Origin of the sequence: Sorangium sp. So ce296 (assembly GCF_051529605.1) — a bacterium.
In the GTDB taxonomy this organism is placed as follows: Bacteria; Myxococcota_A; Polyangia; order Polyangiales; family Polyangiaceae; genus Sorangium; species Sorangium cellulosum_D.
Genome location: NZ_CP150325.1, coordinates 9,945,675 through 9,959,891 on the forward strand (window position 1 = coordinate 9,945,675; position 14,217 = coordinate 9,959,891).

13 protein-coding genes are annotated in these 14,217 nt (G+C 70.8%); 12 read left to right on the forward strand and 1 reads right to left on the reverse strand.

The annotated features are described in order from the left end of the window. Nucleotides 1-180 precede the first annotated feature (180 nt). Both WME98_RS36915 and WME98_RS36920 read left to right on the forward strand, forming a co-directional pair. Nucleotides 181-660 carry a helix-turn-helix domain-containing protein gene (locus WME98_RS36915; RefSeq protein ID WP_437954061.1) on the forward strand — a complete coding sequence of 160 codons (480 nt, stop codon included), beginning with the start codon at nt 181-183 and terminating at the stop codon, nt 658-660. Then, nucleotides 657-3,275: a VIT domain-containing protein gene (locus WME98_RS36920; protein ID WP_437946349.1), complete on the forward strand. Its 2,619-nt coding sequence runs from the start codon at nt 657-659 to the stop codon at nt 3,273-3,275. The genes WME98_RS36915 and WME98_RS36920 overlap by 4 nt, the downstream gene beginning before the upstream one ends. Before the next feature lie 46 nt (nt 3,276-3,321). Here WME98_RS36920 and WME98_RS36925 read toward each other — a convergent pair whose 3' ends face one another. Continuing rightward, a complete protein-coding gene (locus WME98_RS36925) occupies nt 3,322-4,353 on the reverse strand; it encodes an OmpA/MotB family protein (RefSeq protein ID WP_437946350.1) in 1,032 nt (343 codons plus the stop codon). Between the two features lie 525 nt (nt 4,354-4,878). On the opposite strand from WME98_RS36925, the gene WME98_RS36930 reads away from it, so the two are divergent. From WME98_RS36930 to WME98_RS36975, 10 genes are all read left to right on the forward strand, one after another. After that, nucleotides 4,879-5,046, forward strand: coding sequence for a hypothetical protein (locus tag WME98_RS36930; RefSeq protein WP_437946351.1), 168 nt, complete (start codon nt 4,879-4,881; stop codon nt 5,044-5,046). Between the two features lie 1,011 nt (nt 5,047-6,057). Continuing rightward, nucleotides 6,058-6,510, forward strand: coding sequence for an aromatase/cyclase (locus tag WME98_RS36935; RefSeq protein WP_437946353.1), 453 nt, complete (start codon nt 6,058-6,060; stop codon nt 6,508-6,510). A gap of 101 nt (nt 6,511-6,611) precedes the next feature. Next, nucleotides 6,612-7,679 (forward strand): alpha/beta hydrolase family protein, encoded by a 1,068-nt coding sequence (locus tag WME98_RS36940; RefSeq protein WP_437946354.1) that lies wholly within the window; start codon nt 6,612-6,614, stop codon nt 7,677-7,679. A 54-nt stretch (nt 7,680-7,733) separates the two neighbouring features. After that, nucleotides 7,734-8,585, forward strand: a complete 852-nt coding sequence (locus WME98_RS36945; RefSeq protein ID WP_437946355.1) for a cyclase family protein — start codon at nt 7,734-7,736, stop codon at nt 8,583-8,585. A gap of 69 nt (nt 8,586-8,654) precedes the next feature. After that, complete coding sequence (locus tag WME98_RS36950; RefSeq protein WP_437946356.1) at nt 8,655-9,608, forward strand: aromatase/cyclase; 954 nt, start codon at nt 8,655-8,657, stop codon at nt 9,606-9,608. A 12-nt stretch (nt 9,609-9,620) separates the two neighbouring features. Beyond that, nucleotides 9,621-10,400, forward strand: a complete 780-nt coding sequence (locus WME98_RS36955) for an SDR family NAD(P)-dependent oxidoreductase (protein WP_437946357.1) — start codon at nt 9,621-9,623, stop codon at nt 10,398-10,400. A 142-nt stretch (nt 10,401-10,542) separates the two neighbouring features. Continuing rightward, nucleotides 10,543-11,841: a beta-ketoacyl-[acyl-carrier-protein] synthase family protein gene (locus tag WME98_RS36960; protein WP_437946358.1), complete on the forward strand. Its 1,299-nt coding sequence runs from the start codon at nt 10,543-10,545 to the stop codon at nt 11,839-11,841. After that, nucleotides 11,838-13,100, forward strand: coding sequence for a beta-ketoacyl-[acyl-carrier-protein] synthase family protein (locus tag WME98_RS36965; protein ID WP_437946359.1), 1,263 nt, complete (start codon nt 11,838-11,840; stop codon nt 13,098-13,100). The genes WME98_RS36960 and WME98_RS36965 overlap by 4 nt, the downstream gene beginning before the upstream one ends. Before the next feature lie 44 nt (nt 13,101-13,144). Next, nucleotides 13,145-13,393: an acyl carrier protein gene (locus WME98_RS36970; RefSeq protein WP_437946360.1), complete on the forward strand. Its 249-nt coding sequence runs from the start codon at nt 13,145-13,147 to the stop codon at nt 13,391-13,393. 138 nt (nt 13,394-13,531) lie between these two features. Continuing rightward, nucleotides 13,532-13,930 (forward strand): holo-ACP synthase, encoded by a 399-nt coding sequence (locus WME98_RS36975; protein ID WP_437946361.1) that lies wholly within the window; start codon nt 13,532-13,534, stop codon nt 13,928-13,930. Nucleotides 13,931-14,217: the final 287 nt, after the last annotated feature.

A 14,217-nucleotide genomic window follows, 5' to 3' on the forward strand; every position in this document is an offset into this window, starting at 1 on the left:
GACGCTGTCCATCGACCGACGTCATCGGCGGGTACGAAGCGCGGCTCACCGGTTCTCCCCGGGCCGCCCACGAAAGCAGCTTTGCGGCGGAGACCGGCGGCCGGTGTCCACACACACCGGCGGCACGAAGCGCGTACTGTTTGTGGTGTCTACTTGACAGTCGAAGTGTCGCGATCCAGGATGCTCGTCGTGATGACGTACAAGCTCGACGAGCTCGCGGGCGAGGCGGGCGTGGCGCCGCGCACGGTGCGGTATTACGTGCAGCGCGGCTTGCTGCCGGCGCCCGAGTTCCGCGGGAAGGACACCTCCTACGGGCGCGAGCACCTCGTCCGGCTCCGCGCCATCAAGGTCCTCCAGCAGGCGCACCTGCCGCTCGAGGAGATCCAGGCGCGCCTCGCGGGCGCCGGCCTCGACGAGATCGAGCGCATCGCCGCGGGGGCGCCGCCCCCCGCGCAGGCGGGCGCCTGCGCCGGCCCGGCGGAGGCGGCCGCGGCGTCGACCCCCGCCGCCGGAGCGCCGCGCGGCGCGCGCTGGGAGCGGGTCGAGATCGCCGACGGCGTCGAGCTCCACGTGCGGGGCGACGCGCCGGAGCGCTCGCGGCGCATCGCCCTCGATATCGAGTCTCGTTACGCAACCCTTGCCCCGAAAGGCTCGCGATGATCCCCTCCATCGATCCCTCGCTCCCGGCGGCGACGCCGAGCTCGTGTCTACGCTCCTCCGAGGGGCACCCGGTCCCGCTGCTCGGCGTCGCCCTCTCCGGGGAGGTCTTCGGCGGCGCGGCGCGGCTCGTGGTGCGGCAGCGCTACCGGAACGAGGAGCGCCGGCCGATCGAGGCGATCTACACCTTCCCGCTGCCGAGCGAGGCGAGCATCGCGGGCTTCGCCATGGAGTGCGCCGGCCGGCGGCTCGAGGGGGAGGTCAAGGAGCGGGAAGAGGCGTTCCAGGCCTACGACGAGGCCGTCGCCGCCGGCCACGGCGCGGCGCTGCTCGACGAGGAGCGGCGCAACGTGTTCACGGCCAGCGTGGGCAACCTCCTGCCCGGGGAGGAGACGGTCGTCGAGGTCGCGTTCGTGCAGCGGCTCCACGCCGACGAGGGGGCGCTGCGGCTCATGATCCCGACCCTCGTCGCGCCCCGCTACATCCCCGGCAAGGCCGGGGGCGAGCGGACCGGGCACGGCGCCCACGAGCCGACGGACCAGGTGCCCGACGCCGACCGCATCTCCCCGGAGATCGCGCGGGTCGACTACGGCATCACCGTGGACATCGTCTTCGATCTCGGGCGCGACGTCGCGATCGAGAGCCCCTCGCACGCGCTCGCCTTGCGCCGCGAGGAAGGGGGTCGACAGCGGGTGTCGCTCCGGGGCGACAAGGCCGCGCTCGATCGGGACATCGTGCTGATCGCCGCGGGCGCGCCGGGCGTTCAGGCGGGCCTCGTCTGCGACCGGGCCGCCGGCAAGGAGGGGACCTTCGCGCTTACCATTGTGCCGGACCTGTTCGACGCGCAGCGGTCGTCCGCCCGGCGCGACGTCGTGTTCGTGGTGGACGTGTCGGGCTCGATGCAGGGCGAGTCGATCGACCAGGCCAAGCGCGCGCTCCGCCTGTGCCTCCGCCACCTCGCCGAGGGGGACCGGTTCGGGGTGATCGCCTTCTCCAACACGTTCCGGGCCATGGAGCCGTCGCTCGCCCCGTTCACGCAGCGGACCCTCGAGGCCGCGGACGCGTTCGTCGAGGGCCTCGTCGCGTCCGGCGGCACCGAGATGCTGCAGCCCTTGCTCGCGGCCGCGGGCATGCTCGGCGACAAGGAGCGGGACCGCGTGGTCGTGCTGCTGACCGACGGCCAGGTGGGCAACGAGGCCGAGATCGTCGACCGGGTCGCCGAGCAGGGCGAGGGGGTGCGGGTCTACACGTTCGGGATCGGGACGAACGTGAGCGAGCTGCTCGTGAACGATCTCGCGCGCCGGACGCAGGGGGCCGCGGAGCTCATCCACCCGGGCGAGCGCATCGACGAGAAGGTGACGGCGCAGTTCGCGCGGGCGACGGCGATGCGGGTGACCGGGCTCGAGGCGCGCTTCGAGGGCATCGACGTGGGCGAGCTCTCGCCGGCCGAGCTCCCGGCGCTGGTCGACGGCGAGCCGTGGGTGCTCTACGGCCGCTACGAGCGGCCGGGGGTGGGGCGCGTGGAGCTGCGCGGGAGCCTGCGCGGAGAGCGGTTCCACCTCGCGGTGCCGGTCGAGCTCGAGGCGGAGGCGTCGCGGCCGGGGCTCGAGGCGCTGTGGGCGGGCGCGCGCGTGCGGGAGTTCGAGGCGTCGGAGCGCGCGCTGTCGGGCAAGCGCGCGGAGGCGATGCGGAAGCGCATCGTGGACCTCGCGGTCCGGCACCGGGTCGCCTCGAAGCACGCGTCGTTCGTGGTGATCGAGCGGCGCACGGGCGACCGGCGGGCCCACGGGCAGCCCGAGGCGAGGCCGGTGCCGGTGAGCGCTCCGGCGGGGTGGGGGATGAGCCGCCGCGGCCCGGCGGCGCCGGCCGCCGCGTTCGCCGCGATGGGCGGTCCGATGATCGGCGGTCCCTCCATGAAGGCCAATGCCTTGAAGGCCAATGCCTTCGTGAAGGCCAGGGCCTCGGCGCCCGCGCCCATGGCCATGTCGGCGCCGGCGCCCAGGGCTGCGGAGAGCAGCCCGGCGCCGGCCGCCCGCGGCCTGCTGTCGCGCGCGAAGCAGCTCTTCCAGCCGAGCGCCGCGGCCGGCCCGCCGCGCGCCGCGGCCCCGGCCGGCGCGGTGGTGCGGGGCGGACCCGCGGGCCAGCAGCACGGCTCCGGGCCGGGAGCGCCCCCCGCGCCGGCGCCGGGCGCTGCGCCCGGAGGGACCGAGTCTGCGGGCGCCGGCCTCGGGCGCATGTTCGAGGAGCAGCTCGCGTCCGGGCTCTGGGAGCGCGGGGAGCCGACCGACCTCGGCCGGCTCACCAGCACGGCGCGGTGCCTCGCGGCGTGCCACGAGCAGGGCGTCGACTCGGCCCACCCGATCTACGGCGCGCAGGTAGCCAAGGCGATCGAGGCGCTCTGCGCGCTGGCCGGATCGCTCCTCCAGCGCGGCGGCGCCGACGGCGAGGTCGCCGCGGCGCTCGCGGCCGCGTACCTCGCCGCGAGCGGGCGGCGGCTGCGGGCCCGGGTCCACGACGCGGTGGCGACCGCCGCGCCGGAGGCGGTGCGCGCGGTGCTGGGCGAGCTCGGCGACGCCGGGGCGCTCAGGAGGAGGGTCGAGGCGCTGCGCGGCGCGTGACGGGCTGGCTGCGGCCGGACGGCCCGCGGCAGCCCTCGCGTCGCTCTCACGGATACGTGTCGTCCCCGCCCTTCGTGCCGGTCGCCGGGCGGGCCTCGCCAGCCGGGCGGGTCGCACCGTCCGGGCGAGCCGCGCCCGCCGGGGCCGCGCCCGCCGGGGCCGCGCCAGCCGGGGCCGCGCCAGCCGGGGCCGCGCCAGCCGGGGCCGCGCCCGCCGGGCGAGCCTCGCCGGGCGGCCTCTCCGCGATCTGCGCCGTCCCCTCCACCACGATCTCCAGGCGCGGCTCCGCCGGTTGCGCGGGCGCGCCGCCGGCCGCGTCGGCAGGCGGCAGGTCGGCGAAGCTCGCCAGGCTCAAGCGCGCGACGGGCAGGCCAGCCTCCTTGGGCTGCGCCAGGAACAGCAGCACGGCGCGCGCCTGGGCGACCGTCACGTCCCAGCCGTTGCGCCACGCCACGCCCGGCGCCACGCCCGGCGCGCCGCCCGCCGTGTGGCCCACGACCTGGTAGTCGAGGCCCTTGAGCGGCTCATGGCTCCGGATGATCGCGGCGATATCCCGCAGGATCTTCTCGCCCGCCGGGGAGAGCGCGTCGCGGTTCCCCTTGAACAGCACCCGGGTCGGGATCGAGATCGCCACGCGGCCGTCGCGCGGCGCGACCGTGACCTCCCCGGCGGCGACCGGGAGGAACGCCCTCAGGACGCCGCTCTCGCGATCGGACGGCGGGCGAGCCCCGGCCGCCTCGCCGCGCTGCGCCCCCGCGCCCGGCCCGGTGCCGAGATCGATGCCCTCCGCGGAGAGCGGATCTTCTCGCGGCGGCGCCGCGGCGCCCCCGCGCGCGACGTCCTGCTCCAGCAGGCGGACGCGCTGCTGGCTGGTCTGCAGCTCGCGCTGGAGGCGCTCGGACCGCTCGAGCTGGGCCTGCATCTCGAACTCGGTGTAGCCGCACCCGACGAGGAGCGCGGGCGCGAGCAGCGCGACGAGGCGGCGTCCGACGCGCGCGACCCGGACGGGCATGGAAGGGGAGACCCCGGCGCTCCCCTTCACGCTCACCTCTGCGACACCCAAAGCAGGCAATTGCACTTGGCAGGCTCCTTCTTGCCGGATCATCCGGATCCATCCTCAACTCGCGCCGGTGCGCTGAGCGGCGGGAGCCTATCCGAGCGGTCCTGGTCCTACAAGGCAGCAGCCTCTCGTGAGGTGCGCGCGGCGAGGGCGGGGCGCGCGCTCCAGCCCGTCCCGCTGCGTGGCGGGACCCGTGACACGGCCGCAGGCACCCGGCGCGCGCCGGGGCGCGCCGCTCCCCCGTCGACGTCGCGCCCGCCGGGCGTGCGGGGGTGGAGGCGATCCTGGGCGGCGGCGACCGTCCGGACGATCATGAGCGCGTCGCCGCCGGCTCAAGTCGAGCTGGTCTGAAGCGCAGGTGAGCCCGCCTGCGACGGGGCTTCAGGACCGGCGCCGTTCGACAGAGAGATATAACGCATGTTCCTGTGGTGTTCCATCTCGGCGGAAATGAGCCGCACCAGCTCCGTCGAGAGCACGATCGCCTCGCGAGAGCCGTAGCCCTGCTTCCCCAGCTCCCGAACGAGCGATTTCGCAAGGATCCTCATGGCCGTGTTGCCGTCTCCCGAGGTCCTCGACGTTGAGGTCGAGAAGAAGAGCGCGGTCGCTTGCGCCGGGGCGTGCTGTCGCTGGTCGTTCGCGGGCTGGATGTGCAGCGGCCGCACGGCCTCCGGGGGCGCGTCGATCCTGGTGAACTGTCGATCGATCGTGTGAGTTCCGCCGCCTTCGGCCGACGCGGACGTCGTCGTCCTCGTCGTACCGTTCGAGTCCCATGATATCACTAGTCTGTCGCTCACGATGAGTCTCCGTCCTTTCGAGCGCTCGCCTCGTCTCCGTCCATCGTTCCCACACCTGTGGAGAGCCGAGTGGCGGTACGCCACGCTGGCTCGAGATGCGACGATAGCAGGCTGAGGTGAAATAGCAGTCAGTCATCTGCCCTACGCGCTGGATCTCCACGACTCGGCCGCCCAGGCTGCTCCGCCATGCCGGCGCGTTTCAGCGGTGTTTCACGTTGCCACGGAACCCTGAGCCGAACAGCGCGCAGGCTGAGGACGCCTTCCAGCGCACGCGTGAGCGTCGGCGTCTATCCGGATCATGGTGAGAGTTAAGAGTCGATAATAAGGAACGCTTATCCAAGGCTGTCTGTTAAGCGCGCGTCTGCGTCTCGGCTGTACGAAGCTGCGGCCGCGCCTGGCCGCCAGAGAAGAGTTGCCCCAGGCAGACGCATGTGTCCGAGCCCATCGATGGGCGGGGGTAGACGGTCCGTCGCCGCCCACGCTGCTGCGCTCGGAGCGCGCAGGAGGACCATCGCCGTTACGTACGGACGGCTGGATGTTGCCGTCGTTCCGGTTGGTTTCCGTTTGCGAGAGTTTGCATTCTCTTCGTTGACTAGAATTCTCTCCTCGTGTATTTCATCGCAGAACGACGAGCAGCGTCGGAGCGCGTCAAGAGCGCGACACGGTCCAGGCTGTATCGGAGCGATGTTTCGACGATGATGAGCGCGATGTAGTTCGTTCTATGGGCCGCCGGCGAGGTGCGCCTAGCTGGCGGATTGCCCACGATCGGCGCGGAGCGCTCGTCACGGGGCACCGCGCGCGCTCGCGCCGGCGAGGGCTTCCGACGGCCTCACGCTGAGTAGCCCATCACGAATCGGGCGGATCGACGCACGGAGCGCTGGCGCGGGGCTGCCCGGCGCCCAGGCTCGTGCCTGCCGGAGGACATCACATGAAGACCATCACCAATGAGATCGTGATCGACGCGTCTCCTTCTGCCGTCTACAGCGCCTGCGTAGATATCGAACGGTGGCCGCAGATCTTCCCCACCGTCCTATCGACCAGCCGCGAAGAGGTCGGTGAGGGCGAGATCGTCATGACGATGAGCGTGGCGAACGATTTCGGGGCCAACACGGTACGATCGCGCAGGCGCTACACCCCGAGCCGCAAGCACATCGACTTTGATATGCTGACCCTGCCGCCCCAGATCGGATCGATGACCGGGACCTGGGTCGTCGAGCCCAGCGGCCGCGGGAGCCGCCTCCTGATCACTCACACGTTCGACGTCCCGCCGCAGCTCGAGGGCGACGCGCGCGAAGAGGCGATGAGTCGGGTGGGCGCCACGATCTTCAGTACGACCGAGCACGTGCTATCTTGTCTCGCAGCGTCGCTCGAGCGGCGTTGAACGGGTGTCGTTTCCGATGGAGGGGGGAATCCATGAGTGTTCAGGCGGCGAGAGGTGGTGCTGAGGAGCGCGGGCGCGCCGGTGGTGCGAACACCATACCGATGAAGACGCTGGAGATGTGCGAGTATTTCTTCCCGCGTCTGCTGTACTTCGGCCTCGACTGGGGCGATCTGGTTCGCGCGCTGAAGGGCGTGCGGAAGGCCACGCTCCACGAAGACTGGGATGACTGGCACGACCAGTTCGCGAGGCTCGCCCGCCTCTACGAAGAGGCGGGCTCCGACGCGGAAGCCAGCGGAAAGCGGGCGACGGCGCGCCTCTGGTTCACGAAGGCGTCGGCTTGCTATCACTTCGCGGAGTTCATGTATTTCGACAACCCGGTCGTGAAGATCGAGACGAGGAAGGACGTGACTCGCACCTTCGAGCGGGCGCGCCCGTACATGCCCTGCTCGATCGAGCCGATGGAGATCCCGCACGCGGGGCGGTCGCTCCCGGGGTACTTCTACCGCTCAGGCGGCGGCGAGCGCCCGTGCGTAATCCTCGTCAACGGCCTCGACTCCGCGAAGGAGGTGGAGCTCCACGCGTTTGCGATGGAGTTCGTGAGCCGGGGCCTCTCCGCGCTCGTCTTCGACGGCCCAGGTCAAGGGCTCCTCGCCGGGACGGTCCCGATGGTGCTCGACTTCGAGCGCGTCATCGGCGACGTGCTCTCCGCCCTTCATCGGCAGGAGGCGGTCGACGGAGGCCGCATCGGCATCTTCGGGGTCAGCTACGGCGGCTACCTGGCGGCCCGTTCGGCGGCCTTCCACCCTCGCGATATCAAGGCGTGCATCAACCTGTCGGGCACCTACGACGTGGACAACTTCCCGAAGATGACCATCAATGTCCGCAAGGACCTCATGTTCGTCTTCGGCGTGAAGAGCGAAGATGAGATGAACCACATCGCGCAGTCCCGGGTGAATCTCCGGGACGTCCCGCGCCTCACGGCTCCTCTCTTGACGATCCACGGCAAGGAGGACGGCGTCTTCCCGTACGCATCGTGCCTGCGGCTGATGAGCTGGGCGAGGGGCGAGAAGGCGCTCATCAGCTACGACGGCGAGCGGCACGCGGCGATCAACTGCTTCTCGGACGCCATCCCGCGCCTCGCGGACTGGATGGCGGAGAAGCTCGCCTGATGGTGAGCGCGCGGCGGTCGTAGGGGGCTTAACACGCACGGGAGACGACGCAAGATGAACGCGACGACAGCCATCGAGGGCCAGCGCCTGATCGACCTCAGCGTGCCGGTGGATCCCGGGTACTGGGAGCCCGAGCCGGTCAGACTCGAGGTGGTCGATCACCGCCGCGGAGGAGATCTGCTCGGAAAATCCCTGGTGTACGTCGAGGGCACGACCCGGCTCTCCCGCGCGCTCGCGTGGGTCAAGCACAAGGTCGGGCTCGGCGTCGACCATCGCGATTTTCCCGGAGGCAAGGGGCTCTCGCTGATGCGATATACCCTGACCACGCACACCGGGACGCACATGGATGCCCCGTACCACTATGGGGATCTGAACAACCAGGGAGCGCGCGCCAGGACGATCTGCGAGGTTCCCCTGGAGTGGTGCTTCTGCGACGGCGTCGTCCTGAAGCTGCGGCCGCTCTCCGGCACGGAGGGCCCCGTCAGCAAGCAGGAGGTCATCGCGGCGCTCGACGCGATCGGTTACCGGCTGAAGCCCCTCGACATCGTCCTGCTCGACACGGGGGGAGACACACACATCGGAGAGAGCCGGTATTTCACGCGGTTCCGCGGCGTTACCAGGGAGGCGACGGAGTGGATCGTGCAGCAAGGGGTCCGGGTCATCGGGGTCGACAGCTTCGGGTTCGACGCCCCGTTCGCGAGGATGCTGAGGTCGTACATGAAGAGCAAGGACCCGGGCGATCTCTGGCCAGCGCACCTCTACGGGCGAGAGCGAGAGTATTGCCAGCTCGAGCGCCTCACGAACCTCGACAAGATCGGCAGGCCGCATGGCTTCAAGGTAGCTTGCTTTCCAGTGAAGCTCGCGCGGGCTGACGCGGCGTGGTGCCGCGTCGTCGCGATCACCTGAGCCCGACCGCGGGGATAGTCCTTTATCACGCCCGGCCGCCCCGGGCGGAGAGGTTGGTCCATGCATTTCATGCGACATGAGATAGAGGTGAGCGCCGGCGTCGATCAAGCGTATGCGCTGTGCCTCCGTGTGGAGCGATGGCCTGGGATCTTCCCGCCGTGCAAGGCGGCGAAGGTCATCGAGCAGAACGATCGCTCTCAGCTCATCGAGATCTCGGCCCTCGTGAACGGGCACCTCATGAGCTGGCGATCGAGGAGGGAGCTCGACCCCGAGGCGCGGGTCATCACGAGCGAGGTGGTCCGGCCTCCGCCGCTGCTCGACCGCATGGAGGTGGCGTGGAGGTTCTTCCAGACGAGGACCGGGACGCTCGTCGTCCTCGAGCACCGCTTCTCGGTCAAGGAGGACGTGCGCGGCCTGGTGGCCGGGGTCTCGACGCCCGCGGAGGCGCGCGCCTTCATGGAGCGCTCGACCGACGAGAACAGCAAGCGAGAGCTGCTCGCGATCAAGCTGGCCCTCGAGGCGAGCGCGCACGCAGGCCGGCGCGGCGAGCTCTCTGGCGAGTTCGAGGAAGAGATGACGATCGCGGGTCCGGCCGAGTCCGTGTACGGCCTCCTCGAGCGCGTGCGCGAGTGGCCGGCGCTCCTCCCCCACTGCCGCGCGGTGGAGGTCCGGTACGACGACGGCCAGGACCAGGAGTTCGTGATGACCGTCGACGTGCGCGGCCGCGACGAGCACCTCCGCTCCATCCGGCGCTGCACCCCGACCTCGAGGATCACGTACTTCCAGCCCGAGCCGCCGCCCGTGCTGAGGCGGCACTCCGGCGAGTGGCTGGTCGAGCCGTCGCCGGGCGGCGGCGTCCGGGTCGTGTCGCGCCACGGCGTGGAGCTCCGGCCCGAGGGGGTGAAGCAGGTCTGGGGTGACATCACGGCGCGCGAGGCGCTCGAGAGGGTCACCCGCGCGATCAACGAGAACAGCCGCAGCACCATGCTGGCGATCAAGGCGCGCGTCGAGTCGCGCAAGTGAAGGAGGCTGACGATGGACAAGTCGATGAACAAGGTTGCCCTCATCACGGGCGCGAGCAGGGGCATCGGGAAGGCGATCGCGCTGAGGCTCGCGAAGGACGGTTACACGACCGCGCTGCTCGCGAGGTCCAAGGAGCAGCTCCAGGGCACCGCGGCCGAGGTGCGCCGCGCGGGGGGCAACGCCGTCGTCGGGCTCTGCGACGTGACGTCCCCGTCGTCGGTCGTCGAGGCGGTCCGCGACGTGGTCGGTCAGACCGGCGGCGTGGGCGTGCTCGTGAACAACGCAGGTCGCGGCGGGGGCGGCGTGACGGCCTCGATGACCGACGAGCTGTGGCGGGAGATCCTCGAGACGAACCTGAGCAGCGTGTTCCACGTCACCAAGGCGATCCTGAACCACAACACGGAGGGAGCCCTGCGGACGATCATCAACATGGCATCGACTGGAGGCAAGCAGGGCGTCGTGCACGCCGCGGCGTACAGCGCGTCGAAGCACGGGATCATCGGGTTCACCAAGTCGCTCGCTCTCGAGCTCGCGCCGAAGGGGATCACCGTGAACGCCGTTTGCCCCGGTTTCGTCGAGACCGAGCTTGCTGAGAAGGCGAGAGCGGTGTACGCTCAGATCTGGGGCGTCTCCACCGCAGACGCCAAGCGGCGTATCGAGCAGCGTATACCCATCGGGCGGTATATCGTGCCCGATGAGGTCGCCGAGATGGTCGCCTACCTGGCCTCCGCGCCGGCGCGCGGGGTCACCGGGCAGGCGCTCAACGTCTGCGGGGGGCTCGGCAACTACTGAGCGCAAGAGCCAGAGTCACCCGGCCTCCGACGGCGGCGCGCGTCGAGGCGGACCGGGCGTCGAGGCGACGCTGCCAGGATCCGGTGCCGAGCCGTCGGGCTCCGGGGTTCACGACGAGTGCGCCACAAGGGGGAATGTACACGTGAAGACGTTCAACGCAAAGACGAGACGTCGAGTCGTCGTCACCGGCCTTGGGATCATCGCGCCCAACGGCACCGGCTGGGAGCAGTTCTGGAAGAACACCATGTCGGGGAGGTCCGGCATCTGCACGCTGGACCGGTTCCCCACGGAGCCGTTCAAGTCCAAGGTCGCAGGCGAGATCCGCGACTTCGAGCCGCGGGCGCACGGCCTCACCGAGGACCAGGTGCGGCGCCTCGACCGGTACGCGCAGCTCGCGGTCGCGGCGTCGAAGATGGCCGTGAAGGACGCGCGGCTCCCGGCGAGCACGCTGGCCAGCGACACGTCCGGCGTCTGCATCGGCAACGCGATCGCCGGCATCCTGGCCGTGGAGGAGGAGTTCCTCGTGCTCACCGAGCGCGGGAGGGAGCGCCTCGATCCGACCTGGGCGATGCGCACCCTCTACCAGGCGTCGACGTTCAACGTCGCGTCGGCGGAGGTGGCGGCGCTCCACGGGTCCCGCGGCCCATGCTTCACCCTCAGCACGGGCTGCACCGGCGGCCTCGACGCGATCGGCGCGGCGCTCGACCTCATCCGCAACGGCGACGCCGACGTCATGCTCTGCGGCGCGTCCGAGGCGCCGATCACGCCGATCGCCATCGCGGCCTTCGACGTGGTCGGGGCGCTCTCGACCAAGCGCAACGACGCGCCGGAGACCGCTTCGAGGCCGTTCGACGCCCAGCGCGACGGCTTCGTCCTGAGCGAGGGCGCAGCGGTCCTCGTCCTGGAGGAGCGCGAGCACGCGCTGAGGCGCGGGGCGCCCATCTACGCCGAGCTCCGGGGCTTTGGGTCGTGCAACAACGCGTACCACATGACCGATCTGCTGCCGGACGGCATCGATCTCGCGCGCGCGATCGAGCTCGCGCTGGCCGACGCCGAGATGCGGCCAGACGAGATCGACTACATCTGCGCTCACGGCAGCTCGACCCGGCAGAACGACATCAACGAGACCTCGGCGATCAAGCGGGCGCTGGGCAAGCACGCCTACAAGGTCGCGGTCAGCTCGATCAAATCGATGGTCGGCCACCCGCTCGCGGCGGCCAACTCGCTCGAGAGCGTCGCGGCCGTGCTCGCGATTCACAAGGGCCAGATACCGCCGACCATCAACCACGACAGGCCGGATCCGGCCTGCGACCTGAACTATGTGGCCAACAAAGGGATCGAAAGAAAGGTGAACGTGGTTCTGAAGGACGCAAGCGGCTTCTCCGGCCTCCACGGTGCGCTCTTGTTCACGAGCCCTGACTACGCCGGAGGTGCGAAGTGAGCCGCCGCGTCGTGATCACGGGGATCGGCCTCGTCGCCCCCAACGGGATCGGCAAGGACGCCGTCTGGGAGAACATCCTGGCGAAACTGCCGGCCATCGGGAGCATAACGAAGTTCGAGCCAGACGGCTTCCCCGTCGGGGTGGGGGGCGAGGTGAGCGGCTTCGATCCGCTCGACTTCATGCCGTCGCGGCTGGCAAGGAAGCTCGACGCGTTCACCCAGTACGCCATCGCCGCGTCGGACATGGCGATGAAGGACGCGGAGCTCCAGCTGGACAAGGTCGACAAGGACAGGTTCGGCGTGTTCGTCGGCAACTGCTTCGGCGGCTGGCACTTCGCGGAGCGGGAGATCCGCTCCCTCCACACGCAAGGCCTGCGCGCCGTGAGCCCCTTCCAGGCGACGGCCTGGTTCCCCGCCGCGCCGCAGGGGCAGATCTCGATCCTGTTCGGGCTCAAGGGGCACAGCAAGACGATCGTGTGCGACCGCGCCAGCGGCCTCGCGAGCGTCGGGTACGGGGCGCGCGCGGTCGCGGAGGGGCGCGCCGAGGTGGTCCTCGCCGGCGGCGCGGAGGCGCCGCTCACGCCGCTCATGTACCTGGCCTGCCTCACCGACGGCGTGATGATCCGCGAGCCGGACCGGGTGCCGAGCGCGTCGTACCGCCCGTTCGACGCGGGGCGACGGGGGATCGTCCCAGGCGAGGGGGCGGCGTTCCTGCTCCTCGAGGACAGAGAGCACGCGATCCGGCGGAACGCGCGCATCTACGCGGAGATCTCCGGCTTCGGCATGGCCACGGACGCGTGCCACCCGGCGCCGCTGCCGGCGGAGGAGCTGGGGCTGTCGGCGGCGATGCGCAAGGCGCTCGACGACGGCGACGTCGCCGCGAGCGCCGTCTCCTTCGTCATGGCCGACGGAATGGCGACGCGGGACGGCGATCACCAGGAGGCCGCCGCGATCCACGAGGTGTTCGGCGCCCGCGGCCGCCAGGTGCCGGTGACCGCGCCGAAGTCCATGACCGGCCACCTGTACGGCGCGAGCGGGGCGATGGACGTGGCGATCGCGGCGATGGCGCTCCAGCGCCGTGTCGTGCCCCCGACCAGCAACCTGGACGTGTGGGACGCGCAGTGCGACCTGGCGATCGCCACGGAGCCGATGAAAAACCGGATGATCGAGCACGTCCTCGTCAACGGCCGCGGGTCCGGCGGCATCAACGCCGCGCTGGTCATCAGCGGCGACGGGCCCGGTCAGGAGCCGTCCCGGTAAAGAGCACGCAAGGGATTTCGGCCTTTAAGGAGGAAAGAGAAGCCATGAGCGATAGAGAGAACATGGTGCGACAGATCCTCTCGGACCACCTCGGGAAGAGCGCGGACGAGCTCCACCGCGGCACGTCGCTCCAGGGGGATCTGGACATCGACTCCACGGAGATGGTGGAGCTCATCTGCGCGATCGAGAGGTCGTTCAAGATCACCTTCCCGGAGGGCGCCGAGCGGGAGGTGAAGACGGTCGGGGACGTCTGCGACCTCATCGACCGCGCGGCGGCGAGCCCGGTGAGCTAGCCGCTTCATCGACGTAGGAACTCGGCGGGGTGTCCGCCGGCTCGGGGCAACATGCGTGAACGCCGCAGGCGGGCGCGGAGGACGCGCGCGCCCGCGGCGCTCCGCGGCGCGCCCCGAGAGGGCTCGAAGGAGGATCGTATGATCGTCGGTTTTGGGATCGATCTCTGCAATATAGGCCGCATCGCGAGGGCCATCGATCGACATCAAGGAGGCTTCGAGAAGCGGCTCTTCACGGAGCAAGAGCGCGATTATTGCCGCGGGCGCGCCTCTCCGGCGCAGCATTTCGCGGCCCGGTTCGCCGCCAAGGAGGCGCTGTTCAAGGCGCTCGGCGGGCCGTCCGGCCTGTCCTGGCATGAGCTCGAGGTGGTCAGCGACGAGCACGGCTCCCCTCGGATCCGCCTGTCGGGCGCGGCGCGCGAGGCCGCGCGGCGGCGCGGCGCGAGGCAGTTTCACGTCAGCTTGACCCACGAGAAGGACACGGCGGCCGCCCTGGTGATCGCCGAGGGCGACGAGCAGCGGGCTCACGCCGAGCCGTGACGTGCAGCCGGGCGGAGCGGCGCCGCCCGGCCCGCGGCCGGCCCCTCGCGCGCCGACGCACCAGCCGAGCGGGAGCCTGACCGGACGGCGCCGGCCGCGCCGCCGGACGTCTCCCCGCGCGTGGCGTGCCGGAGCAGGCGCGCCGCGCTGAGGCGTCCGGCACGTCACTGCCGGCACGTCATGGCCGGCACGTCATGGCCAGCACGTCATGGCCAGCACGTCATGGCCAGCACGTCATGGATAGAGCGATAGGCACGCTGCCGATGAGCCGGCCCTCACCCCCGGCG

Coding starts and splice junctions, on each gene's coding strand:
- WME98_RS36935 (WP_437946353.1), top strand. CDS start 6,058: ATGAAGACCATCACCAATGAGATCGTGATCGACGCGTCTCCTTCTGCC.
- WME98_RS36975 (WP_437946361.1), top strand. CDS start 13,532: ATGATCGTCGGTTTTGGGATCGATCTCTGCAATATAGGCCGCATCGCG.
- WME98_RS36915 (WP_437954061.1), top strand. CDS start 181: ATGCTCGTCGTGATGACGTACAAGCTCGACGAGCTCGCGGGCGAGGCG.
- WME98_RS36970 (WP_437946360.1), top strand. CDS start 13,145: ATGAGCGATAGAGAGAACATGGTGCGACAGATCCTCTCGGACCACCTC.
- WME98_RS36920 (WP_437946349.1), top strand. CDS start 657: ATGATCCCCTCCATCGATCCCTCGCTCCCGGCGGCGACGCCGAGCTCG.
- WME98_RS36945 (WP_437946355.1), top strand. CDS start 7,734: ATGAACGCGACGACAGCCATCGAGGGCCAGCGCCTGATCGACCTCAGC.
- WME98_RS36950 (WP_437946356.1), top strand. CDS start 8,655: ATGCGACATGAGATAGAGGTGAGCGCCGGCGTCGATCAAGCGTATGCG.
- WME98_RS36955 (WP_437946357.1), top strand. CDS start 9,621: ATGGACAAGTCGATGAACAAGGTTGCCCTCATCACGGGCGCGAGCAGG.
- WME98_RS36940 (WP_437946354.1), top strand. CDS start 6,612: ATGAAGACGCTGGAGATGTGCGAGTATTTCTTCCCGCGTCTGCTGTAC.
- WME98_RS36930 (WP_437946351.1), top strand. CDS start 4,879: ATGGCCGTGTTGCCGTCTCCCGAGGTCCTCGACGTTGAGGTCGAGAAG.